Raw genomic sequence first — 22,478 nt, forward strand, 5'->3', positions numbered from 1 at the left:
CAGAAAGGCGACGGCTGCCGGGAATATATCCCTGTCCTGCTGCCGTAAAGAGGATCTCGATGCCGCATATTTGACAACATGAGAAACAATAAGGTATTTTATAGGTCTGACGCGGGGTGGAGCAGCCTGGTAGCTCGTCGGGCTCATAACCCGAAGGTCAGAGGTTCAAATCCTCTCCCCGCCACCAAACAAATATAAGGGTCTGTGAAAGCAGGCCCTTTTTTATCATTGCTGCAGCAGGTATCTCGTTACTGACGCTGGTTCGCTGAGCAGACGATCTTAAAGAGCTGGCTGGCCTGCGAACCGGGGACTATGCTGACCCAGTCCGAGGAGGGAAATTCTTCAGCATATAACGCAATACCTTCCCTGTTATAATCGTACATGGCAAGAAGACGATCCTGCTTCGAAGAACACTGAAACTCAACATAATGCGCGGTATACAGATAGTTGTCATATCCGTCAGTGGGTAGTTCCCTCTTCTGTCGTTCCTTCGTGATGTATTTGACCCCCTCTTCGCCTTTCACCGTGTCCTTTGTCCAGACGCGGACAGTGTCATCAGTCGGCCAGGTAACAGACTCGGCATCATACTCATAGTCATAATACTGCACCGTGCCGTATGACTTCCAGTCTGATGCGGCAACAGGCGAGGACAGGGCAACGACCATAAGAGAAACAATAATGAGGGCAGCCGCAGATTTCCGTGCCTTAGGGGTTCTGTTCATGAGATGGTCTCCTCAAATAAGATTGTTTTTTCCTGCAAGTCTTCAAAGATCTTATAGAATATTTTTACATATTCTTCCGAAACTTTTCCAGATATGTCCCTGGTCTTTCCGGATGCAAGGGACGCCTGATGAAGGCGTGGCGCCTGAGCCTCTGCTGCCGGTGCCGCGTGCATCACACTCTCTTGACGGTCTTTCTCACTGCCTTTCCAAGCAGGGTCTCCCTGGACGAAAGAGCGCCATACGGACAGACCTCGATACAGCAGTAACACCGGATGCATTTGTCATAGTCAAAGTTCAAACCGTTTATCTGCGGCTCAATGGCCCTGGACGGGCAGTAGCGCCAGCACTCCCCGCAATGTCTGCAGAGCGCCGCATCGCAGACCGGCCGCTGGACGAGATGCCTTCTCATAAAACCGTGAAGTCCCTTCGGCCCAAACACCAGAGGAGACATTTCAGGGAAATGCATATCCGCAACTGCGGGCAGTTCGCCGTCAATGACAATATGTTCCGGCAACAGTCCCATGCGTGCCGCGGCTCTGTTCGTAAAAAGCTCATCTTCACCTATGCCGAGCATCCTGCAGACAACCCTGTCAAGCGCCACGGCATCATCACTGGCCATCACCGTATCAAGCGCCCGGGGTCTGCCTCCTTTGCCCGGCCCCTGCCCTTCCATGGCAAGGATGCCGTCAAGCACCGTGACAGCCGGTCTGACCGCTGCATATATCCTGACAAGCAGCTCTGCAAATTTGTCCCGGTCAATACCGGTTCTGAAGTGCCACTCGGGCTTTCTCATGCCAACAATACAGCCGAACATATTTTTTACGCCGAGGGTCAGGAACATCTGGGTATGGGTCTTCAGCTTCGGAAGGTTGATGACCATATCAGCGTTCATTACATCGGCAGCGATCTCGATCTTCTGAAAAGGCGGCCCGACATCCACAAAGACGGATTCCTTGAAGGGCCGGCATTCAACAGCAAGCCCCTGCAGCGCCTCTGCAATACCGCTCTCCCTCATGACCTTGTCAAAGGTTCCCATAGCCGGGCTGTCAGATACCTGGGGCCGGCCGCCCTGCTCCAGCACGTATTCAACGACAGCCCTGACGATCAGGGGATGCGTGAGCATGGCCCTGTCCGGCGCTGCGGGTGCAAGGAGATTCGGCTTTATAAGGACACGACTGTTCTTTTGGATGACACCATGATCAAGCGAACTGAGGAGGCTGAAAAGAAGAGGTTGTAACGTCTGATAAGTATACGCTGCCTTCCTGACAAAGACTCTGGCCAATGGCGGCCTATGCGGTCTTTACCGGCAGCTTTTGCGGCAGGCGGACCGTGAAGGTAGTGCCTTTACCCGGTTCACTCTCCACATCTATCCTGCCGAGGTGGTCCTGTATGATACGGTAGCTGATCGAAAGGCCGAGCCCGGTCCCCTTTTCCTTCTTGGTCGAAAAGAAGGGCTCGAAGATGCGCTGCCTGACCTCGCTCGAAATGCCCTGACCGGTATCAGAGAAGCTTACCAGGATATACTCGCCCAGGGTAAAGGTCCTTATGGCAATACTGCCCCCATCAGGCATTGCATGGATTGCGTTCGTAATGATATTCAGGAAAACCTGCTTCAGCTGGTCAACATCCCCCTTGGTAAGCGGAATGCTGCCGTATTCTTCGGTGACCTTGACCTTGCCCATGCGCGTCTGCGAGGAAGAGAATACAATCACTTCCCTGACCACGGCATTGATATCCACTTCGGTCAGATGAAGAGGCTTCTTTCGTGCAAAACCGAGCAGCTGTTTTACAATGTCCCTGGCGCGGAGTGATTCTTTCTCTATGATATCAAGACTCTTCCGTATGGATTCAATATCCTCGTCTTCCCGGGAAAGCTCGGCAAAGCCGATAATACTGGTAAGAGGGTTGTTGATCTCATGGGCAACGTTCGAAGCAAGTTCTCCAATGGCTGCCAGCTTCGCCGACTGAATAAGCTGTTCCTGGGTCTCTCTCAGTTCTGCCATATTATTCTGCAGGTTGCGGTAGAGATCCGCGTTCTCCATCGCAACTGCCATATGGTTGGCAAGAATGATAAGGATCTTGGAGTCCTCGTCGGTGAAAGAGCCTTTTTTATCCGAGACCCGTATCGCACCGAGGATCTTTTCCTTGGTAAGAAGCCAGGCAAGCATCATATTCTGTCCGTGTTCCGATTCGGGGACAAGCACTCTGAACAGGTCGACTTCGATGCGGCCGGCATCGTTAATGATAACCGGCTGACCCTCTGATCTCTGATACAGCTCAACCACCGTTTCAAGCGGCAGCTGCATTGCCGCCCGCAAGCTGTCAGAGGTCGGTCCGGCAGAAGCAAAAGGGGCGTAGCTCTTCTTTTTCTCATCGAAGAGCAGGAGGATCGTCTGATCCACCTTCAGGATGTCCGAAATACTGCCGCAGATCTCCTGAAATGCCTGCTCCATTTCAAAAATGTCATAGAACGAGAGCGTGACCTTGTACAGACCGGACAACTGCTCAATGTAATGCCTTGTCTTGTCATGTTCTGCCTGAAGCGCGGTACTCATGGCATTGAAGCTGTTTGCAACCTCGCCGAATTCAGTACTATCTTTATATCCGGTCTTGTATCCCACGTTCCCTGATGCGATCATTCTCGCCGCATTCACAAGCTCATACACAGGCGTGGTTATCTGCCTGGTAAGTGTTGCCGCAATACCAAGGGCAAGAATAAACGATACAGCAAGAGTAATAACGAGAATAATCCTGGACTTTCTAATAGCATTTACAGCCTCTATCGTGCGATTTCTGAGGGTCTTGTCCGCAATAGTGGCCATCTCCTGTGTTTTTGACAGAAGAGAATCGCCGATACCCACCGCTACTATCTTGAGACGCGCTATCCTCTCCTCGTTCGCCGTGCTCGTCACAAGATAACTGATGGCATCTTTATACTGCTCCACCACCTTGTGAACATTGTTCAGCCTCTCGGTCATCTCGGGATTGTGATGACAGCTCAGACAGTTCTTGATGGAATCATCCATGGCCGAGACATTGTCCACGATCGTGTCAAGTTCTTTGCCGAAGACCGTTCCTGTGGCGTAGAGATTCGACTGCACATTCTGGATATTGATCACAAAGCTCTGTCTGACGATCTCTATCCGGTGAAGGTTGATAACAGACTCAAGATCATGGGAGATCCTGTAGGTATACAGCATGGAAAGCGCGGCGCCTAACGTGAAAAGCAAAAAGAGCGACGACAGGGAGTATATAAGCCGCTTTTTCATTTATATTTGTAGGTCTTCACGGTTATACCGGACTTCCGGGCAATTTCGAAAAAGGGCTGAAAATCACTTGTTTTTGCCTCAACGAACATCATTGATTCCAGTTTTTTCAGGGCCTCCCGCCCTTCAGCGTCTTTATCCATGTTCAAAAGGATATCCCGGATCTGCTGACGTTTGGCAGAAGAAAGGTCCTTGCGCAGAAAAAGCGTGGTATCAGGAAATTCCCGTGATTTCGCAAGAATAACAAGTTCTTCTTTAATACTGTAATCTTTTTTGACCAGCTGCTGGAAGATCTTGCTCTTTGCGGTCCCGATGTCTGCCCTGCCGTCCAGCACCGCGTAGATCGTTGAACCGTGGCTTCCGGTAAAGGAGACCTCCCTGAAGAACGTATTGATATCCTGCACGCCCCGCTCTCTGAGGAATGAAAGTGCATAGAGATATCCGGTGACCGTTGCCCTGTCAACAAAGGCTATCTTTTTCCCTTTCATGTCCTGAATACTCTGGATATTACTGTCCTTTCGGACAAAGATGTAACTCTGCACCGCTGACGCACCATCCAGGTTCACCGGATGAACAATAGGTTCGGCATCGAGCTGTTCCATGGCAAGCACGCTGGTAAAGACGCCGAAAAAAGCGCCGTCCATCTTGCGGGACATGAACCTGTCCAGCACATCACCGTATCTGCTCAATATCGTGAACCTGATCCCGGTCCCGAGCTTCTTGGTAAGATATGCGGCAAGCGGCCGGTGCCTGTCCATCTGCGTGAAAATATTCTCCTCCGGGATAAGGCCGATAAGGATCTCTTCTTCCGCGAACGCCCTGGCCGGAGACAGAAGGACCACCAGCACCATGATGATCTGCGCTATGAAAATCCGCCGGTTCATTTTATCAGCCGTGTAGCTTCTGTTAAGAGGTCCATAGGCATCTTCCAGCCCATGGAGATCGCCTCTTTGAAATTGAACACCAGTTCCACGTCATGGGCCGACTCGACCCTGATCTTATCCGGAGCAGTGCCCTCAAAAATCCGTATGGTCTTTTCAGCGGCCTTCTCGCCCTGCTCAAGAGGACTTGTCGACAGTGCCACTGCGGCGTAGGAATCCCTGGAGAGCAAAAATGATGCAAGCGGTATCTTTTTCTCCCTGCCAAATTCACTGATCACCGGCAATGCCATATGGGCAACAGAACTGCCGGTGACAAACAGGGCATCTATTTTTAAACCGCTGAGCTTTGCCTTTGCCTCCTGGTGCCTGCTGAGGTTGATCCCTTCGATCTTGATGCCGTACTGCCCGGCAAGCTTCGATACCTCCCTGAACTGGAACAGGGAATCCTCCTCGTTCCCGCTGTAAACAACGGCAAGGACTGATATCGGTGTCAATTCCCTCAAATACCGCAGCAGCCGCGATATGGACAGTTTTATGGTTATGCCGGTACTGTTCCGGCTCTTTATCCGGGACATGTACGGCTCATATGCAGCCGCATAGACCATCGGTATCTTGGTCTGTTCCTGCAGGACCGAAACAGCGGCAGAGGCTCCGTACACAACAATGACATCGACATCGGCCGCGATGAGCTTGCGCGCTGCATTGCTCAGCGAGATGGCATCAGGATAAGGGTTCTGGACAATGATCTCGGTCTTTGCAGAAATTCCCTCTCTGCCGAGACGCGTCATAAAAGCCTTGTGGATCTCCTGATAATAGGGGACGTTCCCTGTCATGATGACGCCGATCCTGTTTTCAGCAGAAAGACCGACAGAGGGGAGCATCAGAAATACGATAACGAGCATTCCTGACAGGCAAACGAGAGCTCTCTTGTTGATCACGAACATGCACACCTCACCGGAAATACCGTCCTTCTGCTTATACATATATCAGCTTTATGCATCATTGTAAATAGCCGTCGGCACACGACCTATGCGGCCATGTTCTTCTGCTCTGTGACGCGGAGGACCGTTACATTCTTAAAGCAGAGGTGGTAATAGTATATACGGCAAGAAGAAAAAAGCCCACGTATGAGATCAGGGAGAACAGAGAAAGTCTTTTCTGTATCCCCGGGACGAAACTTCTCAAACTGCTGACCTTTGTAAAAGGCTGGAGCAGACCAACGCCCATACCGGAGATAACGCCGGTAAAGAGCGTCAGATAAAAGAGGTACCCGACATATGCATACTCCTTCTTGAATATGCAGAAGGGGCAGTGGTGCGTCGGCAGTTCGTAAATGTACAGCACGATTACATGCACCAGAAACCAGGCAGAGGCCAGGAATGCAAGCAGGCTGAAGGCTGAAAAAATATAGGCACCCTTCCCTGTACGCCGGAACAGGAGCCCGGATATACCCGTCCCTGCCAGGGTAGAATAGAACAGCAGTTTCATCGGAACAAGAGGAGCCGCATAGAGAAGAGGGAGGGAGTCCCGCCCCTCCCTGCTGAAAAGGCTGCCGCAGCAGGACGTTATCACCTCAGCCTCAAGGCCGAGAAAATACCGCGCCTGGAGGACCGTCTCGACGATCACAACAGGGGTTATGAAGAGCAGCAGAAGATATTTCTTCCGTATGAGCGGATAGTCATAGGCCCTGTTATCTGCATGGTTCAGGATCAGCCAGAGGCCTGCAAGGATGAAGTTGCCGAGTTTCAGGATAAAGGCCGGATAGCCGTAAGCATTCACATTAAGCGTACCCGCAGCACACATGGCCCCTACAAAAAGCGTACAGAGACTGTCAGCCGTGTAGATAAAGAGGAAGAGCGAGACAAGCTGAAAAATAAATGCGTAGGACATGATCGTTGAGATAAGGTATGTGCGCTTTTCGAGGACAAGCTGCGCCTCGCTGCCTGACCGGAGATCCCACGTCCTGATGATCCGGAGGCCGAACCAGGAAGAGTAAAGAAGCATTGCCGCGACCATGAACGATCCGGAAAGAAGCGCGAGTATCGCAGGATGGAGGATCATAGGGAGTGGCAATCAGAAAGAACAGAGGTAGAGGTAAAGGTGATAAAGAGACATCGGAGAAAAAAACCAGCCGATTGTATCTCACAGCAGACCGTCTGCCTTCTATTTTTCTCTCTTCGCATGTCTCTTCCCATTCTTCTGACTTACCTGCTCTAACTTTTCCTCTCCGTTTTACCCTTTACCTTACTATGCTGCTGATTCCCGTTCTATCTTCCCGTCGCGCATCTCAACGACCCTGTCCACAAGAGAGGAATCATACACCACGGGGTCATGGCTTGCGATAATGATCGTCCGGCCTTCCCGGTGAAGCCCTGCCATGATCTCCATGAACTCTCCCGAGAGCTTTGTATCAAGATGAGCGGTCGGCTCGTCAGCAATAAGGATTGAAGGATTGTTGATCAGGGCGCGTGCTATGGCAACCCGCTGAGCCTCCCCGCCTGAAAGCCACTCGGCCTTTGACGCTGCCTTGGCCGCAAGATCGAACATGGATAGCAGGTTCATCGCCCTTGCCTTCAGCATCCCATACCGTTCACCCTTCGGGTACGCGGGTATCATCACATTCTCAAGCGCCGTGATGCCGCGGATCAGGTTGAACTGCTGGAAGATAAAACCGAAGGTCTGACTGCGGACTGCGGTCAGAAAACGCTCAGGCAGGCTGGTGATCTCCCGATCGTCAAGGTGTATCCTGCCGGCAGTAGGCCGCGTCATACAGCCGATAATGCTGAGCAGCGTGGTCTTACCCGAACCGCTCGGCCCCTTAAGCACCGTCACCTTCGATGCAGCGAGCGACAGGCTGGCATCAGCTACCGCAATGAGCTCATTGGGTCTGCCCTGATTGAAAACCTTTTTTACCTTATCGAGAACTATCATACAGTCGTTATCCGTCATTCGTGATTGGTGTCAGTATTTGATACGTCACTCCTTATTCCTCGCTCTCCACTCCTCATGCCTCGCTTTTTCACTGCATACTCCTTACTTCTTACTTTTTTTCTCTTCACCGTCTCACGTTCTCATTACCGAATCAGGATCCACAATGGCAGCTCTCCAGGCAGGGATGATCGTTGCCGTTGTATAAGGGACCACGGTAAGGAAGAACAGCGTGGTGACCTGGTATGCATTAATATAGGGCACCAGCCTGAATTGGGGATACAGCACTGCCCACCCTTTGAGCACAGGCTCGAACAGTGCAGCCGAACTGAAAAAGACATGCACATAGGCGAAGATCATGCCTGCCAGGAATGACGTAAGCGATATGACTGCGCCTTCCCAGAACTTCATCAAAATGACATCCGAGGTCTCCCAGCCCGTTGCCTTGAGAATGCCGATCTCCTTCCGTTCCTCTGCGCTCAGTCCGGAGGCCTTATCCCAGGCAAAAATGATAAAAGCAAGCAGTGCGCCCGAAAAGATGACCAGCATAATGCCGCTCCGCCAGTCAAAGATCGTGTCATAGGTCCTGATGATCTCCTCGCGTATGATGGGCCGTGTGTCCGGAAGCTGCTTCTTTATCTTGTTCGCTATCGTGACCACTTCCTGGGGATTGCCTACGGTCACGGCAAGATCGGTCGCCCTGTTCTTCGGTATACCGAAGAGCGCCCTGAAATCCTGCTCAGACATGAGCACCAGATCGGACGTTACCAGTTCTGATTCAGACGACAACAGCTCCCTGATCCTGAAACTCGTGAGCTTGCCGTCAATGCCGAAAAAGGGCATGACGTTGCCCGCCTCAGTGACCGCAGACCGTGAGACCCCCTGACCAATGGCTATCTCCCCCTCCTGATATTTGAACTCGGGAGGGACCATCAGCGTGTAGTTTGCCTTGAAGAGCGGGTCATAGTAATATCCCCAAAGCCGGCCTTCTGCGCTGCTCACACCCGTTATCTTTCTTATTTCATCTGCATAGCTCAGGTCCATGAGGTCATGCCTGCCTGCAACCATGCGCTGGACAATGACCTCAGGAGCGTCTTTCAGGATGATCATCGCTTCCTTTTTAATGGCATGAGTAAAGAACATGACCGAGGCGAGCACAAAGACCACAACCGAGTACACACAGACAAGGGCAGCATTCTTGCCCTTTCTCCGCAGAAGGGACGAAAGCGTAAAGTCCAGTATATTTTTCTGTTTATCTATCCACATATCAGCAATAAAAATAACAAAGTAAACGCGTTAATGCGTAGATGCGAAAGTAAAACACCGCATCTGCCCATCTACTCTTCCCGCCTCACGTCTCACGCTTCCCGGTCCACGGTCTTTTCATCTCTTTCTCACAATTTCCGGAACAGTCATAAGCGAACCGGACGGGAAATGCTCGAAGGAAAAAGGATAGTCCTGAAAAGCAGTATTGCGATCCGCCATGGACGGATGGCGGGTATAGCGCGCTTCCGTAAAAAGACAGAGGTCAGTAAGCTTCAGGGCCGATACCACACGGCTTACTCCCTCCTGCCGTGGTCTGGCAGCCTTTATCACGGTCGCTGCATGAATACTGAGCACAACGGTTATCACCACCTGGCTGACAACAACCGCAAGATAAACCATTGATTTTCTCATCGACTCAGGTGCGCCATAGGCAGTTAAAAGAAATATTACCACAAATATCTGCAACTGTATGCATTTTTAAGAGAGCACATTGAGAGAAATAATTGACTTTTCTATCCTTTTTTGGTAAAAAAATAGCTGGAGCGGACAGTTCATACTATTATTTATAGTATATTACGGAGAGCGGAGGGGAGAGATGACACAAAAAAATATGGTTGCTGTCTTACTATTACTTGCTTTTTCTTTTTCAATGATAGCTCCTGTTTCTGCCCAGAGTATCGCGGTTCTTGGCGAGGTCAAGGCAAACGGCAAGGTCTTCATAGAATCAACTGGCGGCCAGTGGCTCTCTGCCCCTGCAACCTATCCCCTTCTGCAAAATACAGGCATCAAGACAGACGACGGCAGCGCTGCCCTCTATTTCAAAGACGGATCACGTATTGACCTTTCAAAAAATTCTCTGGCCCTTATAGACGGCAGCAGCGGTAATTATACGGTCCAGATGAGCAAGGGGACATTAGCCTTTAATATTGCTCCGGGAGCCTCCCTGTCCGTGCAAACATCATCAGCATCCGTCTCGGTAAACAAAAAAAGTTCTCTTGTTCAGAAAGTGAGCCTTGAAAAATCAGGGAGGGTCCTGGGCGTCATTTCAGCAACAGATAAGGGGACCGAGGTCAGATGCATTGCCGGACGCGTTGCCATTGATGTCACCCCTACCGAGACAAAACTTCTTTCTTCCGGAGAGAGCATGTTTGTTGATGTAAACAATACCTATAAAGCCTATAATACGCAGGCATTTCCCTCTGGAGACGAGAAAAAGGACTCAGGGTCATGGTGGCCCATGCCTGGCGCCCTTATTCTCGGAGGTGTAACTGTTGGCACAATCGCATTACTTGCTCATGGAGGCAGTAACAAAAAGCTGGCGAGCCCTTCAGCCCCCTGATCAACCTATATCCTTATAACAACTTTTTGCAGGTAATGAATATCTCAATGCCCAGAGTTGCATTCTTTTTTCTCGTTGTCATGTTTCTCGCCGGATGCGGCGGCTCTTCTGCGGTCAGGACCTCTTCCCCGGCAGATATCATGGCCTCTTCCAAAAAATCAGATAAGCTCAATGAAGCCCTCCTGATTTCTGCCATAACCCAGCAGACTCCTTTAGAGGAGAGCTATCTGATAGGACCTGAGGACCTTCTTGATATTGAGGCCTATAATGTAGAGGAACTGAAAAAGACGGTCAGGGTCAATTCTCAGGGAGATATAGCCCTGCCCCTGGTCGGCATTCTCAATATAAAAGGGCTCACCACTGCCGAGGCTGAGAAGCTTATCGCGCAACGACTCGAGAAATATGTACAGGAGACCGTGGTAACAGTCTTTGTCAGGGAATACAAGAGCCAGAGGATATCGGTCATCGGCGCGGTCAAAAAGTCCCAGGTCTTTGCCATTACCGGCCAGAGATATCTTCTGGATATGTTGTTGATGGCTGATGGGCTTGCTGCCGAGGCCGGCAACATCTGTTATGTCGTCAGGCCGACGCTCAGGACAAACCCCAATAGTAAGGCAGAGACCATAGTTATAGACCTTGATGAGCTTATCATGAGAGGCAATTTCAGCCTGAACATCCCTGTGTTTGCAGGAGACATCATCAATGTGCCGAAGGGCGGCATCTTCTTTGTTGACGGATCAGTCAGAACGCCGGGCGTGTATAACCTGAAGGGCAAGACAAACCTTACCCAGGCAATTTCAATCGCCCAGGGAGCCTCCCCTATTGCTGATCTCACCGAAGTCAGAATATACCGCGAAAATGGAAAAGGTGACCGTGATATCATAATTGTCGATTACAACGACATCATGAGTGGCTCCAAATCAGACATTCAGATCGCCGAAAATGATATAATTATTGTGCCCCAGAGCGATATGAAGAATTTCTTTAACGGGTTCATCAACACCATAAGAGGGTTTGTATCGTTTGGAACTCGTGCAATGTAGTTAACTCATGGCAGACGACAGAATAAATTCATCTCAGGAAGATAACAAAAGCAGGGCGCTTGAAAAAATAGGCGAGCACCCTCTTGTTCCCAGCTCCTATTATCCGTATGGTGAAGACGAGGTCCATCTCCGGGACTATCTGCAGATCATCCTCAGAAGAAAATGGATTGTCATCACCTTCCTGCTGACCGTCTTTACGACGGTAACGATCGGCACCTTCATGATGAAGCCCCAATATAAATCTACCGTAACCATGAAGATCGACAAGGAAAACCCCAATATCCTCACGTTTAAGGATGTCTATGCCGTAGAAAGGCCGGAAGAGGACTACTACCAGACCCAGTTCAAGATCCTCAAGTCAAGAAATCTTGCAAAGCGCGTGATCAGGCAGATGAAGCTGGATGTAAATCCTGAGTTTTCGGGGCAGAAGGCCGAGATCAAGGTTGCCTCATTTCTGAAAAAGTCTGACAGTCCGCTTCTTAAGGAAGAGGGCATAGACTCATCCCTTGTGGACGGCTTTCTCAAAAGAGTAGAGGTCATTCCCCAGCAGAAGTCGCGGCTCGTCAATGTAAGTTTCACCTCTTATAACCCGGAGCTCGCAGCAAAGGTGACTGATTCCCTTGCAAAGTCATTCATTGACCTGAACATCGAATCAAAATTCGAGGCAACGCAGCAGGCACGCGAATGGCTCGAAAAACAGCTCGAAGCGATGAAGGCCAAGGTAGAGCAGGCAGAAGAAAAACTGAACGAGTATGCCGGAAAAAACGGGATCATCTTTCTTGAGACAAAGTTCGATGACAAAGACGGCAAGAGCGGCGGAAGTGAAAACCTTGTCTCAAAAAAACTTGGTGCGCTCTCGACCGAGATGATCACGGCGACCTCCGAGCGGATACAGAAAGAAGCAATCTATAACGAAGTAAAGTCCGGCGAGGCTGAGGCCAGCCCTATTGTGCTGAACAATGCCCTGGTCATGTCAATGCGCAAGGACTATGCTGCCCTTGAGTCAGACTACAATCAGAACCTCAAGACCTACAAGGCCGACTATCCCAAGATGGTGAAGCTCAAGGAACTGATGGACCAGGTGAAGAAGCGGCTGGATACGGAGACCAGGAGGGTCGTATCGAGCATCAAAAAGGACTATGAGGCAGCGGTCAGACGCGAAACGTACCTGAAGTCTGCCTTTGAAAAGCAGAAACAGGAGGCCCTTGACCTTAATAACCGCTCTGTCCAGTATCAGATCCTGAAGCGTGAGGCTGATACGAACAAGGAACTCTATAACGGCCTGCTCCAGAGGCTGAAAGAGACCGGCATATCAGCAAGCCTCGCCTCAAGCAACATCCAGGTCCTTGACCGTGCGGAAGTCCCGAAAGGGCCTTTCACTCCCAAGAAGGGCAGGAATATTCTGCTTGCCCTGATCATCGGCCTCTTTGGAGGCATCGGCCTTGCCTTTTTTGCCGAGTATCTGGACAACACGATCAAGACGCCTGAAGATATTGAAAAGAAAATGTACATGCCGTCCCTCGGCCTTGTCCCCCTCTACGCCCCTGAGAAAATAGCGTTAAAATCCCGCAGCGGAAAAAACAGGGTCCCTGCAAAGCAGACCAAGACTTCGCCCGTTGAATACATAAGTCATTCTGACAGCAAGAGCCAATTGAGCGAGGCGTACTCGTCCATCAGGACATTTCTCCTTTTCTCTACAGCAGGAAAGCCGCCAAAGGTGATGATGGTCACCAGTGCGCGGAGGGAGGAAGGCAAGACGACGACGGCGATCAATACGGCCATCAGCCTTACCAAATCAGATGCCAAAGTTGTCATTCTTGACGCTGATATGCGCAGACCGCGACTCCACAAGGTCTTCAAGATAAGCAATACTGCAGGGCTGTCGTCCTTCCTCTCGGGCAACGAGGAGTTCGGGGATACCCTGGTGAAGCAGACAGACATCCCGAACCTTGATGTCATAACTTCAGGCCCCCTGCCGCCCAATCCTGCAGAACTGTTAGGTTCCTACAGGCTGCGGGAGTTGATAGACGGCCTGTACCCGCTGTACAATTACATCATCTTCGATACACCGCCCATCCTCGGCCTTGCTGACGCTGCCATAGCGAGCACACAAACGGACGGGGTCATCATGGTCGTCAGATCAGGACAGACCCCGAAAGAGGCGGCTGTACAGGCAAAGAAGATCCTCGAGAGTGTCAATGCAAAGGTGTTGGGCGTTGTGCTGAATGCCATCGACGAGCCGAACATGAAGTACGGCTATTATTCCTACTACCAGTATTACTACCAAAATTATACGAGTGATGAAAAATAGCCGATCGGGCAGGAGAGGAGCCGCCCTGGCAGCTCTTATCCCTGTTTTGGCGCTTATCCTTTTCATCGCCTCTCTCATCCCCCTTGGCGCCAGGGTCCTTGGCTGGTATTCCTTCAGAGAACAGAACGAGAAGGCACTGACAGCAGCGGTCCGCTGGGATAGCGGGAACGCATCGTATCACTACCTCCTCGGGAAATACTACCACATAAACCTGGACAGCCCTGACATGCAGAAAGCGATCGAAGCATACCAGGAGTCACTCAGACGAACTCCCCTGCAGCCCGGCGCATGGATCGACCTTTCAAAGGCGTACCAGCTGAACGGTCAGATGCCAGAGGCTGAGCATGCCCTCGAGAGGGCGGTAAAGCTGAATCCCAACAACCCCTCGCTCCTCTGGGAAGCAGGGACATTCTGGCTCATGAACAACATGACAGAAAAGGCAGTTGCCGTGCTGAAGCAGTATCTCCTCCTTGAGCCTGCGATGCAGACAATGGTCTATGATCTTTGCTGGAAGCTCAAACTCGAAAACAGTTTTATTATCGGCAATATTGTTCCGCAGTCCTACCCGTATCAATCGGGGTATCTGTCATATCTTATCTCAACAAAGAAGGCCGCAGAATCAGCAGAGGCATGGAAGACGCTCGATCCAAACAGCATCGAGAAGAAGGACTTCATAGCATATACCAACTTCCTGATCGAACAGGGCCTTTACGCAGAGGCAGAAACGATCTGGAATGAGGTCACGGCAAAGATCGAGGGCATGCATGGACGCGAAGTGAACTCAATCCTCTGGAATCACGGCTTTGAAAGCGAGCCCCTCAACGGAGGGTTTGACTGGAAGATAACCGAAGGCCAGGGCGCCAATGTCTTTATCGACGATTCGATCAAGATGACGGGCACCCGTTCCCTCGGCATTGTTTTCGACGGTCAGCATAATCCTGATATAACCATTGCCCGGCAGGTCGTGCCAATCACTCCTGGAATACATTACGTGCTCAGGACCTATATCAAGACCGATGGCATCACCACAAAAAACGGCATTTTTATACAGATACAGGGGCATAACTGCACCGGTCTTGAGGCCCGGACAGACAGTGTCGTTGGCAGCGGATACTGGAAAGAAGTGACCGTGAATTTCGAAATGCCTGCTTCATGCAGTGCAGCGATCGTAAAAATACGGAGAGAGAGGTCTCAAAAGCTTGACAATAAGATCGAGGGAACGGCATGGATAGACGGGATAATCCTGAAACCCCAAACAGCCATTCAGACGAGCAGCTCCAAAAAGCATACGAAGTAATCTCCCTGTCGTATAAGGGTGATGAACCTGAACGCCTGTACCGCGAGGCGATCACGTGCTTTGACAGCCTTATTGAGATCTCCCATGGCAATGAGACGATCAGGGAATTTGCCCAGCGCCGCAGCATTGACATGAAGTACCTCGTTGACGGCGCAAGCTTTGTCATTTCGAAGATGCACTTCAACCCTGAGAACAACTACTATATAACCCTCGGCCTGCCGCAGCATGCAACGCCGGAAGAATTAAGCAAAAGATGGAAGAAGTTCATGCTGCTCTATCATCCGGATAAGCAGCCGGGCAATGAAGAATGGGTTTCGGAGCGGGCAAAAAAAGTCAATGAGGCATATACAGCGCTCAAGGACGAGACAAAGCGGGCAGAATATGACCGCAGGCTGACAGAGCAGATGCTGAACCAGAAATTCCCCTCCGGTCCTTCTCATGGCACTGCGCATCACCGCCGGCCGCGTGAAACGTTCAGCAGACGCAGAAGCAGTGAATCGTCCTCAGGATGGAGCAGCATCCGTCCTTACATGACGAAGATCCTGCTTGCCCTCTATATCCTCATTGCGCTGGCCGTCTTCGGATTTATATACATCCAGAACAGATCAGCACATCTTGAAGCAGAGCTTGCGCCGGAACCGCCGAAGGCCGGCAGCAGCGAAAAGACGCAGACCCTCGCAGCTGTTGCGCCAAACACGGCTGCAGTCGAACAGAATACGCCGAAGATCATGCAGGCCGGTCCCGCTGAGCATAGGAAAGACCCTGTTCAGATACCTCAGGGATCAGGATCTGCCTCTGCATCAGACTCCCCTCTGCAGACGATAAAGAGCTGGTTCCAGCCGAACGAAAAGAAGCAGGCGAGGGAAAAGGCTCAGCCTCAGGCCAAAGATACAGTCAGGGAAGCCAACGCAGCGCTGCCCGGGAAAAATGCAAACAGGGCTCAGAACCATGAGGGCCTGCCGATAATAGCCCCTCTCAAGCCTTCAAACGGAGAACAGATGCGCAGAGAAGACACGCTCCCTCAGCAGCATTCCGAGGCTCCGAGAGTTTCGGCTGAACCGGCAAAACCGGCGCCGGAGCCAAAGCAGCCTGCAGTCACTCCACCCATTGCAGAGCAGATCACCAGGGATGAGGTTGAGGAGTTCATGCAGAGATATGTCCGTGCGTACACAAAGAGCGATATCAACACCTTTATGGCGCTCTTCTCACGCGCTGCAATGGAGAACAACACCCTGTCCTATAACGAAATACGGAACGCCTACAAAGAGACCTTCGGCGAAAAGATCAATCACTACAAGATCATCAATATGGATATCAGGACAGACGGCCAGACAGCAACCGTGTCCGGCATCTATAATATCAACAGATACCTATCCGCAGAAGACCGGTGGGTCAGATACAGCGGAAAGATCGCATGGAAGCTGATCAGGGAAAACGCTCAGCTCAGGATCATCAGCACGAACTATGATAAATAATATCCTTGCAGCGATAATTGTCCTGGCAGCGCTCCTCTTCGGAGCGGTTGAGGTCTGGTCATCTGCGGCCGTCATGTTCCTTGTCTTTGCCACAGGCCTTTTCTGGTCGATAAACAGTGCGAACCTGAAAGGCGATCTTCCTGAAAATACCGGGAAACTGTTTCTCACTGCCCTCATCTTCTGCGGATATATCGGGCTTCAGCTCATTCCTCTTCCCGCAGCTGTCATCAGTTTCATCGCCCCTGCGACAGCACGGACAAGGGACTTTTACAGCATCTCCGGCATGCAGTTCATGCCGCTCAGCTTTGACCCTTATCTGACCATGCATGAGCTGCTCAAGGCTGCAGCCTTTTTCATGGTCTTTTTCATCTCCTCGATCATCTTCAGGAACAGAGAAAGACTGACAAAGATGATCATCATGCTGACCGTCTTCGGCTTCTGCCTCGCGGTCTTTGCGATCGTGCAGAAAGCGACCTGGAACGATAAGCTCTATTGGTTCAGAGAGCTCACAGCCGGCGGAACACCCTTCGGCCCCTTTGTGAACAGAAACCATTTTGCCGGCTTTATCGGCATGCTCGTCCCCCTCGGGCTCGGCTATACCCTGACCCGGGAGTCCAGGGAAAAGTTGGTCTTCTTCGGGTTTCTGACCGTCATCATGAGCTTATCGCTCTTCTTCTCCCTCTCACGAGGCGGCATTGTCAGCTTCTTTGCAAGCATGGCGCTCTTCAGCATTCTTATCGTGATCGCCAGGGTCCAGACAAAAAAAATGTGGGCAGTTGCCGCCTTTCTGATAGTCATTGCGGCGTATCTCGTTTACCTCGGTATTGACCCGGTCATAAATCGTTTCTATGAGACCGACATCACCAAAGAACAGCGCGTCATTGTCTGGCAGTCAACCCTGTCGGGGTTCAGGGACTTCTGGCTCACCGGAACAGGACTGGGCACCTTTATCGATACATTCCATCTCTATTCCCCTGCTCCGCTCCAGAGCATCTATGACCATGCGCACAATGACTATCTCGAATATATGCTCGAGACCGGGACGATCGGCATAGCACTGCTTCTCACCTTTGCCGGCCTTCTCCTCTACCCCTTTGCAAAAGCGGATTTCCGGGGGAAAAGAGGCATGATACGGATCGCCGTCATCTCGTCGGTCTTTTCGATAATGATGCACAGCATCTTTGATTTCAACCTCCATATCCTTTCGAACATGCTGCTCTTCGCAGTCGTGCTCGGCATGCTCTCCTCCCTCTCGATAAGCGCGGAAGAGAAATACCATAGAAAAAAGGCGAAAGGTCAAGGCTTGGGGAAAGATATGCAGGAAAACGGCAGCAAAGAACCGGCAACCGGCAAAAGAGAACAGGACACGTTAATCTCTGATGGAATAGAAGATTGGGAAAAGGAGCTGCATAACCAATAATGCGTGCATGGTTGAAAAGGCAAGTGCGTATAGATAGCGCTTCGCTTGTGGGGATACAGGTATATGCGTAGATGCGACGCTTCGCTTGTGGGGATACAGGTATATGCGTAGATGCGACGCTTCGCTCATGGGGATACGAGTTTATGCGTAGATGCGACGCTTCGCTTATGCGTTCACGCTTCCACCCATTCACGCTTCTACGCTTTCACGCCTTCACGCTTTCACGCCTTCACCCATTCACGCTTCTACGCTTTCACGCTTCTACGCTTTCACGCTTTCACGCTTTCACCCATTCACTCATCACTCATCACTTATTACGCATTACCGTCATTTACGCTCTCTGCTCTCTAACCGTTCTGACGTTTGGCGCTGATATTTCGGCTGGAGAAAAAACAGCTCTGAAAAAAGTGACCATCCGCGAACAGCCCGGATCAACTCGTGACATTGTCAAGGGAAAAGCCGGGAAGTCCTTCCTCGTTGAGGTGATAAAGGATATGCAGGGCCTGAAAAAAGGCCTTTCTCAAAGGAAGAGCATGCCTGAAGAGAACGGCATGCTCTTTGTGCTTGATATTGCGCAGGAACACGCCTTCTGGATGAAGGGCATGAAATTCCCCCTCGATATCATCTTCATTGGGCCGGATATGCAGATCACCGAGATCCTCGAAGATCTGCAGCCCTGTGAAAAGTGCCCTGTATATTTCCCGATGAAGCGGCCGGCATATGCCCTTGAGCTCAACGCCGGCCTTGCCCGCAAGCACCGCCTGTCTGTTGGCGACACTCTGGTAATTGAGAAGTGAAAGGGTATATGCGTAGATGCGTCGCTTCGCTCACGGGAGTACGGGTATATGCGTAGATGCGTCGCTTCGCTCATGGGAGTACGGGTATATGCGTAGATGCGACGCTTCGCTTACGGGGGGATACGGGTATATGCGTAGATGCGTCGCTTCGCTTATGCGTTCACCCATTCACGCCTTCACGCTTTTACGCTTTTACGCTTCCACCCATCTACGCATCACGGTCTTTAAATGATTGACATTCACTGCCATATACTGCCGGCCATTGATGATGGTTCTCCTGACATGGAGACGACCATGAAGATGCTCGACATTGCAGCTCAGGACGGCATAAGCCATATCGTGGCATCTCCTCACTTCCGGCAGGGTGAGAAGCCTTCCTTTCAGGATATTCTGGAAAATCTCAGAAGTGTCCAGGACGAAGCTGTGAGACGGGGCTGTCCGGTCAGGCTGTACAGCGGAGCTGATGTCAGGCTCACCTATGAACTGTTCGAGGCCCTCAGCCGGGAAGATATGCCTTCGATCAACAATTCACGGTATTTTCTGCTTGAACTGCCTGACCTTATCCCTCCGCATCTTGATGATTTTATCTTTGAAGCGAAGATCAAGGGGTACGTCCCGATCATCACCCATCCTGAGCGCAACTACAGCCTGCTTTCAGCTTTCGAAAAAGCCGATGCGATCAGGGAATCAGGCGCTCTGTTCCAGCTCACTGCCATGAGCATTACCGGCGATTTCGGCAGGAACATCAAAAAGTTCTCTCTGCATCTGCTCAAAGAGGGGTATGTTGATTTTGTGGCATCTGACGCGCACAGCACAGACCGGAGAACACCGGTGCTTTCAGGTGCTTACAGCGATGTGACCAGCATCCTTGATGCAGACGAGGCAAGAAAGATATTCATTGAAAATCCGGGGACTGTGCTGAAGAATGGGGAACTGCAGTGAATCTTTACCTCAGCCTTTACCTCAGCCTTTACCTGATGTTCTCTCTACCTTTGCCTGCTGTACCTGTTTGCCAATGAACTGGTATGCCATATATACAAAGCCCCAGTGTGAAGAGTCTGTATCCCTGATGCTCAGAAACGCCGGTCTTGAGGTGATCAGCCCAAAGATCCGCATTAAAAAATATATCCGGGGCAGATATGAACAGGTCATTGAATCACTCTTCAAGAGCTACATCTTCGCCTGTTTTGACAACGATACGCACCACCACATGATCCGCTACACCCGGGGCGTGAAATATATTGTGGGCAAGGACCATCCTATTATTGTGCCGCAGGAGATCATCGGGATCATGCGGGCAGAGATGGAAGGCGATGTCATAACGCCAAAACCGGAAAATCTTTCGAAGGGCGACCGGGTGATTGTCCGGGAAGGCCCCTTTGCCAATTTCTACGGTATCTTTCAGCATCCTGTGCCGGGCAGAGACAGGGTTGTCATCCTCCTCGAAGCCCTGAACTCACGTCTTGAAGTAGAAGACGTTTCAGTCAGGAAGGCAGAGACAGAGAAATAACAGGTAAAGACAAAGCAAAGGCAGGTAAAGCCTATTCCTTTTTCTCTTCTCTACCTTTCTCTTTACCTTTCCCCTTATTTTGGGGTATTCTTAATTCGTTCAGTGATTGAACGCAGCCCTCAAAGAGCAGTTCCCTATTGTAGTGGCAATTGTCATGATCGGGCGGTAGCCCGCCCGCAGCAGGCAAATGAAATACTCAGATAGAGGTAAAGATAACTTCAGGTAGGCGCTATACCTATTCGTTATCTGTCTTATGTCTTTACCTTAACCTGCTTTATATCTATTTTTTATGGATGAGACCCAGTTTAATACCCTCCGTGCCTTGGCCAAGGACAGCACCCTTTCGCAGCGTGATCTTTCGCAGAAAATGGGTCTGAGCCTCGGCAGGGTCAACTATATTGTCAATGCCCTGCTCGAAAAAGGGTATATCAAGGCAGAGCGGTTCAAGAACTCGAAGAACAAAATGGCATACATGTATATCCTCACGCCCAAGGGTGTGTCGGAAAAGTTGCTTCAGACCAGGGCGTTCTTAGCTCGTAAATCAATGGAATTTGAACATCTTAAACAGGAGATCGATCTGCTTCGCATTGAAGATGCGTTAATGCGTAAACGCGTGAAAGCGTTTTCTGATCACGAATAAGGAGCTGACATGGTTACTCACAAGGATCTTGATATATGGAAGATAGGCATTGAACTGGTGGAAGAAATATACAAGATGACCGGAAGATTTCCAAAAGAAGAGACCTATGGGATAACATCCCAGCTGAGACGGGCAGCTGTTTCTATCCCATCCAATATCGCCGAAGGCGCTGCGAGGAATAGCAGAAAGGAATTCATACAATACCTCTACATAGCATTAGGATCGCTTGCAGAACTGGAAACTCAGATCATAATCTCAAAACGGCTTGGGTTCCCGGCAGAAGATATGCTTTCTGAAACGATCGAAAGACTTCGACGGAAACTGCTTAATTTCATAAAACATCTGAAGGGAAAAAATAGCATATAGAAGCAGCGCTTACGCATTCACCCATTCACGCTTTTACCCATTTACCCATTCACGCTTTTACCCATTTACCCATTCACGCTTTTACCCATTTACCCATTTACCCATTTACCCATTTACCCATTTACGCTTTCACCCATTACCAATAAGGAGCTGACATGCAAAAGATACTGATCACCGGCGCTGCAGGCTTCATCGGTTTTCATCTTTCGAAAGGACTGCTCGAACGGGGCGACGAGGTCGTCGGCCTGGACAACCTGAACGACTACTATGACGTGAACATCAAGCTCGCCCGGCTGAAACAGGTCGCCATGGATCCGAACTTCAAGCCCGTACGCATTGATCTTGCTGACAGAGAGGCAATAAAGAGGCTTTTCGAAGAGGAAAAGTTCGACGCGGTTGTCAACCTTGCGGCCCAGGCAGGGGTCAGATACTCGCTCATAAATCCTTATTCGTACATAGACAGTAATCTCAGCGGCTTTCTGAACATCCTCGAGGGCTGCAGACATAACAACGTGAAGCATCTTGTCTTTGCATCATCAAGCTCTGTGTACGGCGCAAATACGAAGATGCCCTTTTCCGTGCATGACAATGTGGACCATCCTGTCTCGCTCTATGCTGCCACAAAAAAGGCGAATGAGCTGATGGCGCACTCCTATGCCAGCCTTTACAGGATACCCTGCACCGGCCTGAGATTTTTCACCGTGTACGGACCCTGGGGAAGGCCTGACATGGCCCTCTTCCTTTTCACAAAGGCTATCCTCGATGGCAAGCCTATCGATGTCTTTAACTACGGAAAGATGCAGCGCGACTTCACGTATATCGACGATATTGTTGAAGGCGTTGTAAGGGTCCTGGACAACGTCCCTGCCCCCAACCCTGCCTGGTCAGGCGATAAGCCGGATTCCGCCACGAGCTATGCGCCGTACAAGCTCTACAACATCGGCAACAATAACCCGGTCGAGCTTATGCACTATATTGAGGTGCTTGAGGCCTGCCTCGGCAGGAAGGCCGAAAAAAATCTGCTTCCGATGCAGGCAGGAGATGTCCCGGCCACCTATGCCGATGTGGACGACCTGATCAACGATGTCGGTTTCAAGCCCTCCACCTCCATAGAAGAAGGGATCAGCAAGTTTGTTCAGTGGTATAAAGATTATTACAAAAAGCCGTAAAGCGTAAAATGTCAGACAGAGAAACAGTATGAATGAACGAGACGTCAG

21 protein-coding genes and 1 tRNA gene are annotated in these 22,478 nt (G+C 50.6%); 13 read left to right on the forward strand and 9 right to left on the reverse strand.

Features of this window, described 5'->3' with window-relative positions:
• Window positions 1-110 precede the first annotated feature (110 nt).
• Window positions 111-187, forward strand: a tRNA-Met gene (locus HZB62_13955).
• Between the two features lie 61 nt (window positions 188-248).
• Here HZB62_13955 and HZB62_13960 read toward each other — a convergent pair.
• From HZB62_13960 to HZB62_14000, 9 genes are all read right to left on the reverse strand, one after another.
• Window positions 249-722, reverse strand: a complete 474-nt coding sequence (locus HZB62_13960; GenBank protein MBI5076253.1) for a hypothetical protein — start codon at window positions 720-722, stop codon at window positions 249-251.
• Window positions 723-894: 172 nt separating this feature from the next.
• Complete coding sequence (locus HZB62_13965; GenBank protein ID MBI5076254.1) at window positions 895-2,004, reverse strand: DUF362 domain-containing protein; 1,110 nt, start codon at window positions 2,002-2,004, stop codon at window positions 895-897.
• Between the two features lie 7 nt (window positions 2,005-2,011).
• Window positions 2,012-3,991 (reverse strand): HAMP domain-containing protein, encoded by a 1,980-nt coding sequence (locus HZB62_13970; protein ID MBI5076255.1) that lies wholly within the window; start codon window positions 3,989-3,991, stop codon window positions 2,012-2,014.
• The gene (locus tag HZB62_13975) at window positions 3,988-4,872 is read right to left on the reverse strand and encodes a phosphate/phosphite/phosphonate ABC transporter substrate-binding protein (protein MBI5076256.1); all 885 of its coding nucleotides are present in this window, start codon (window positions 4,870-4,872) and stop codon (window positions 3,988-3,990) included. Before HZB62_13975 ends, HZB62_13970 begins: the two co-directional genes overlap by 4 nt.
• Window positions 4,869-5,852 (reverse strand): hypothetical protein, encoded by a 984-nt coding sequence (locus HZB62_13980; GenBank protein ID MBI5076257.1) that lies wholly within the window; start codon window positions 5,850-5,852, stop codon window positions 4,869-4,871. The genes HZB62_13975 and HZB62_13980 overlap by 4 nt, the downstream gene beginning before the upstream one ends.
• A gap of 85 nt (window positions 5,853-5,937) precedes the next feature.
• A complete protein-coding gene (locus tag HZB62_13985) occupies window positions 5,938-6,930 on the reverse strand; it encodes a hypothetical protein (GenBank protein ID MBI5076258.1) in 993 nt (330 codons plus the stop codon).
• 186 nt (window positions 6,931-7,116) lie between these two features.
• Entirely contained in the window at window positions 7,117-7,800 is a 684-nt protein-coding gene (locus HZB62_13990) for an ABC transporter ATP-binding protein (protein MBI5076259.1), read from the reverse strand.
• Window positions 7,801-7,932: 132 nt separating this feature from the next.
• Window positions 7,933-9,063, reverse strand: a complete 1,131-nt coding sequence (locus HZB62_13995) for an FtsX-like permease family protein (protein ID MBI5076260.1) — start codon at window positions 9,061-9,063, stop codon at window positions 7,933-7,935.
• Window positions 9,064-9,180: 117 nt separating this feature from the next.
• Window positions 9,181-9,474, reverse strand: coding sequence for a hypothetical protein (locus HZB62_14000; protein ID MBI5076261.1), 294 nt, complete (start codon window positions 9,472-9,474; stop codon window positions 9,181-9,183).
• Window positions 9,475-9,658: 184 nt separating this feature from the next.
• Between HZB62_14000 and HZB62_14005 the strand changes: the two genes are divergently transcribed.
• The 12 genes from HZB62_14005 (at window position 9,659) to HZB62_14060 (ending at window position 22,430) form a co-directional block, all read left to right on the forward strand.
• Window positions 9,659-10,402, forward strand: a complete 744-nt coding sequence (locus tag HZB62_14005) for a FecR domain-containing protein (protein ID MBI5076262.1) — start codon at window positions 9,659-9,661, stop codon at window positions 10,400-10,402.
• Between the two features lie 47 nt (window positions 10,403-10,449).
• Entirely contained in the window at window positions 10,450-11,445 is a 996-nt protein-coding gene (locus HZB62_14010; GenBank protein ID MBI5076263.1) for a polysaccharide biosynthesis/export family protein, read from the forward strand.
• A gap of 7 nt (window positions 11,446-11,452) precedes the next feature.
• Window positions 11,453-13,756 (forward strand): polysaccharide biosynthesis tyrosine autokinase, encoded by a 2,304-nt coding sequence (locus HZB62_14015; GenBank protein ID MBI5076264.1) that lies wholly within the window; start codon window positions 11,453-11,455, stop codon window positions 13,754-13,756.
• Window positions 13,746-15,053: a tetratricopeptide repeat protein gene (locus HZB62_14020; protein ID MBI5076265.1), complete on the forward strand. Its 1,308-nt coding sequence runs from the start codon at window positions 13,746-13,748 to the stop codon at window positions 15,051-15,053. The genes HZB62_14015 and HZB62_14020 overlap by 11 nt, the downstream gene beginning before the upstream one ends.
• Window positions 14,981-16,528, forward strand: coding sequence for a DnaJ domain-containing protein (locus HZB62_14025; protein ID MBI5076266.1), 1,548 nt, complete (start codon window positions 14,981-14,983; stop codon window positions 16,526-16,528). The genes HZB62_14020 and HZB62_14025 overlap by 73 nt, the downstream gene beginning before the upstream one ends.
• The gene (locus tag HZB62_14030; protein ID MBI5076267.1) at window positions 16,518-17,948 is read left to right on the forward strand and encodes an O-antigen ligase family protein; all 1,431 of its coding nucleotides are present in this window, start codon (window positions 16,518-16,520) and stop codon (window positions 17,946-17,948) included. The genes HZB62_14025 and HZB62_14030 overlap by 11 nt, the downstream gene beginning before the upstream one ends.
• Before the next feature lie 143 nt (window positions 17,949-18,091).
• Window positions 18,092-18,745, forward strand: coding sequence for a DUF192 domain-containing protein (locus HZB62_14035; GenBank protein ID MBI5076268.1), 654 nt, complete (start codon window positions 18,092-18,094; stop codon window positions 18,743-18,745).
• 228 nt (window positions 18,746-18,973) lie between these two features.
• Complete coding sequence (locus tag HZB62_14040; GenBank protein MBI5076269.1) at window positions 18,974-19,687, forward strand: hypothetical protein; 714 nt, start codon at window positions 18,974-18,976, stop codon at window positions 19,685-19,687.
• 67 nt (window positions 19,688-19,754) lie between these two features.
• Window positions 19,755-20,255, forward strand: a complete 501-nt coding sequence (locus tag HZB62_14045; protein MBI5076270.1) for a hypothetical protein — start codon at window positions 19,755-19,757, stop codon at window positions 20,253-20,255.
• Window positions 20,256-20,544: 289 nt separating this feature from the next.
• Window positions 20,545-20,895, forward strand: a complete 351-nt coding sequence (locus HZB62_14050; protein ID MBI5076271.1) for a MarR family EPS-associated transcriptional regulator — start codon at window positions 20,545-20,547, stop codon at window positions 20,893-20,895.
• 9 nt (window positions 20,896-20,904) lie between these two features.
• Window positions 20,905-21,261: a four helix bundle protein gene (locus HZB62_14055; GenBank protein ID MBI5076272.1), complete on the forward strand. Its 357-nt coding sequence runs from the start codon at window positions 20,905-20,907 to the stop codon at window positions 21,259-21,261.
• Window positions 21,262-21,416: 155 nt separating this feature from the next.
• Window positions 21,417-22,430 carry an NAD-dependent epimerase gene (locus HZB62_14060; protein MBI5076273.1) on the forward strand — a complete coding sequence of 338 codons (1,014 nt, stop codon included), beginning with the start codon at window positions 21,417-21,419 and terminating at the stop codon, window positions 22,428-22,430.
• Window positions 22,431-22,478 lie beyond the last annotated feature (48 nt).

This window comes from Nitrospirota bacterium, assembly GCA_016214855.1.
In the GTDB taxonomy this organism is placed as follows: Bacteria; Nitrospirota; Thermodesulfovibrionia; order Thermodesulfovibrionales; family UBA6898; genus UBA6898.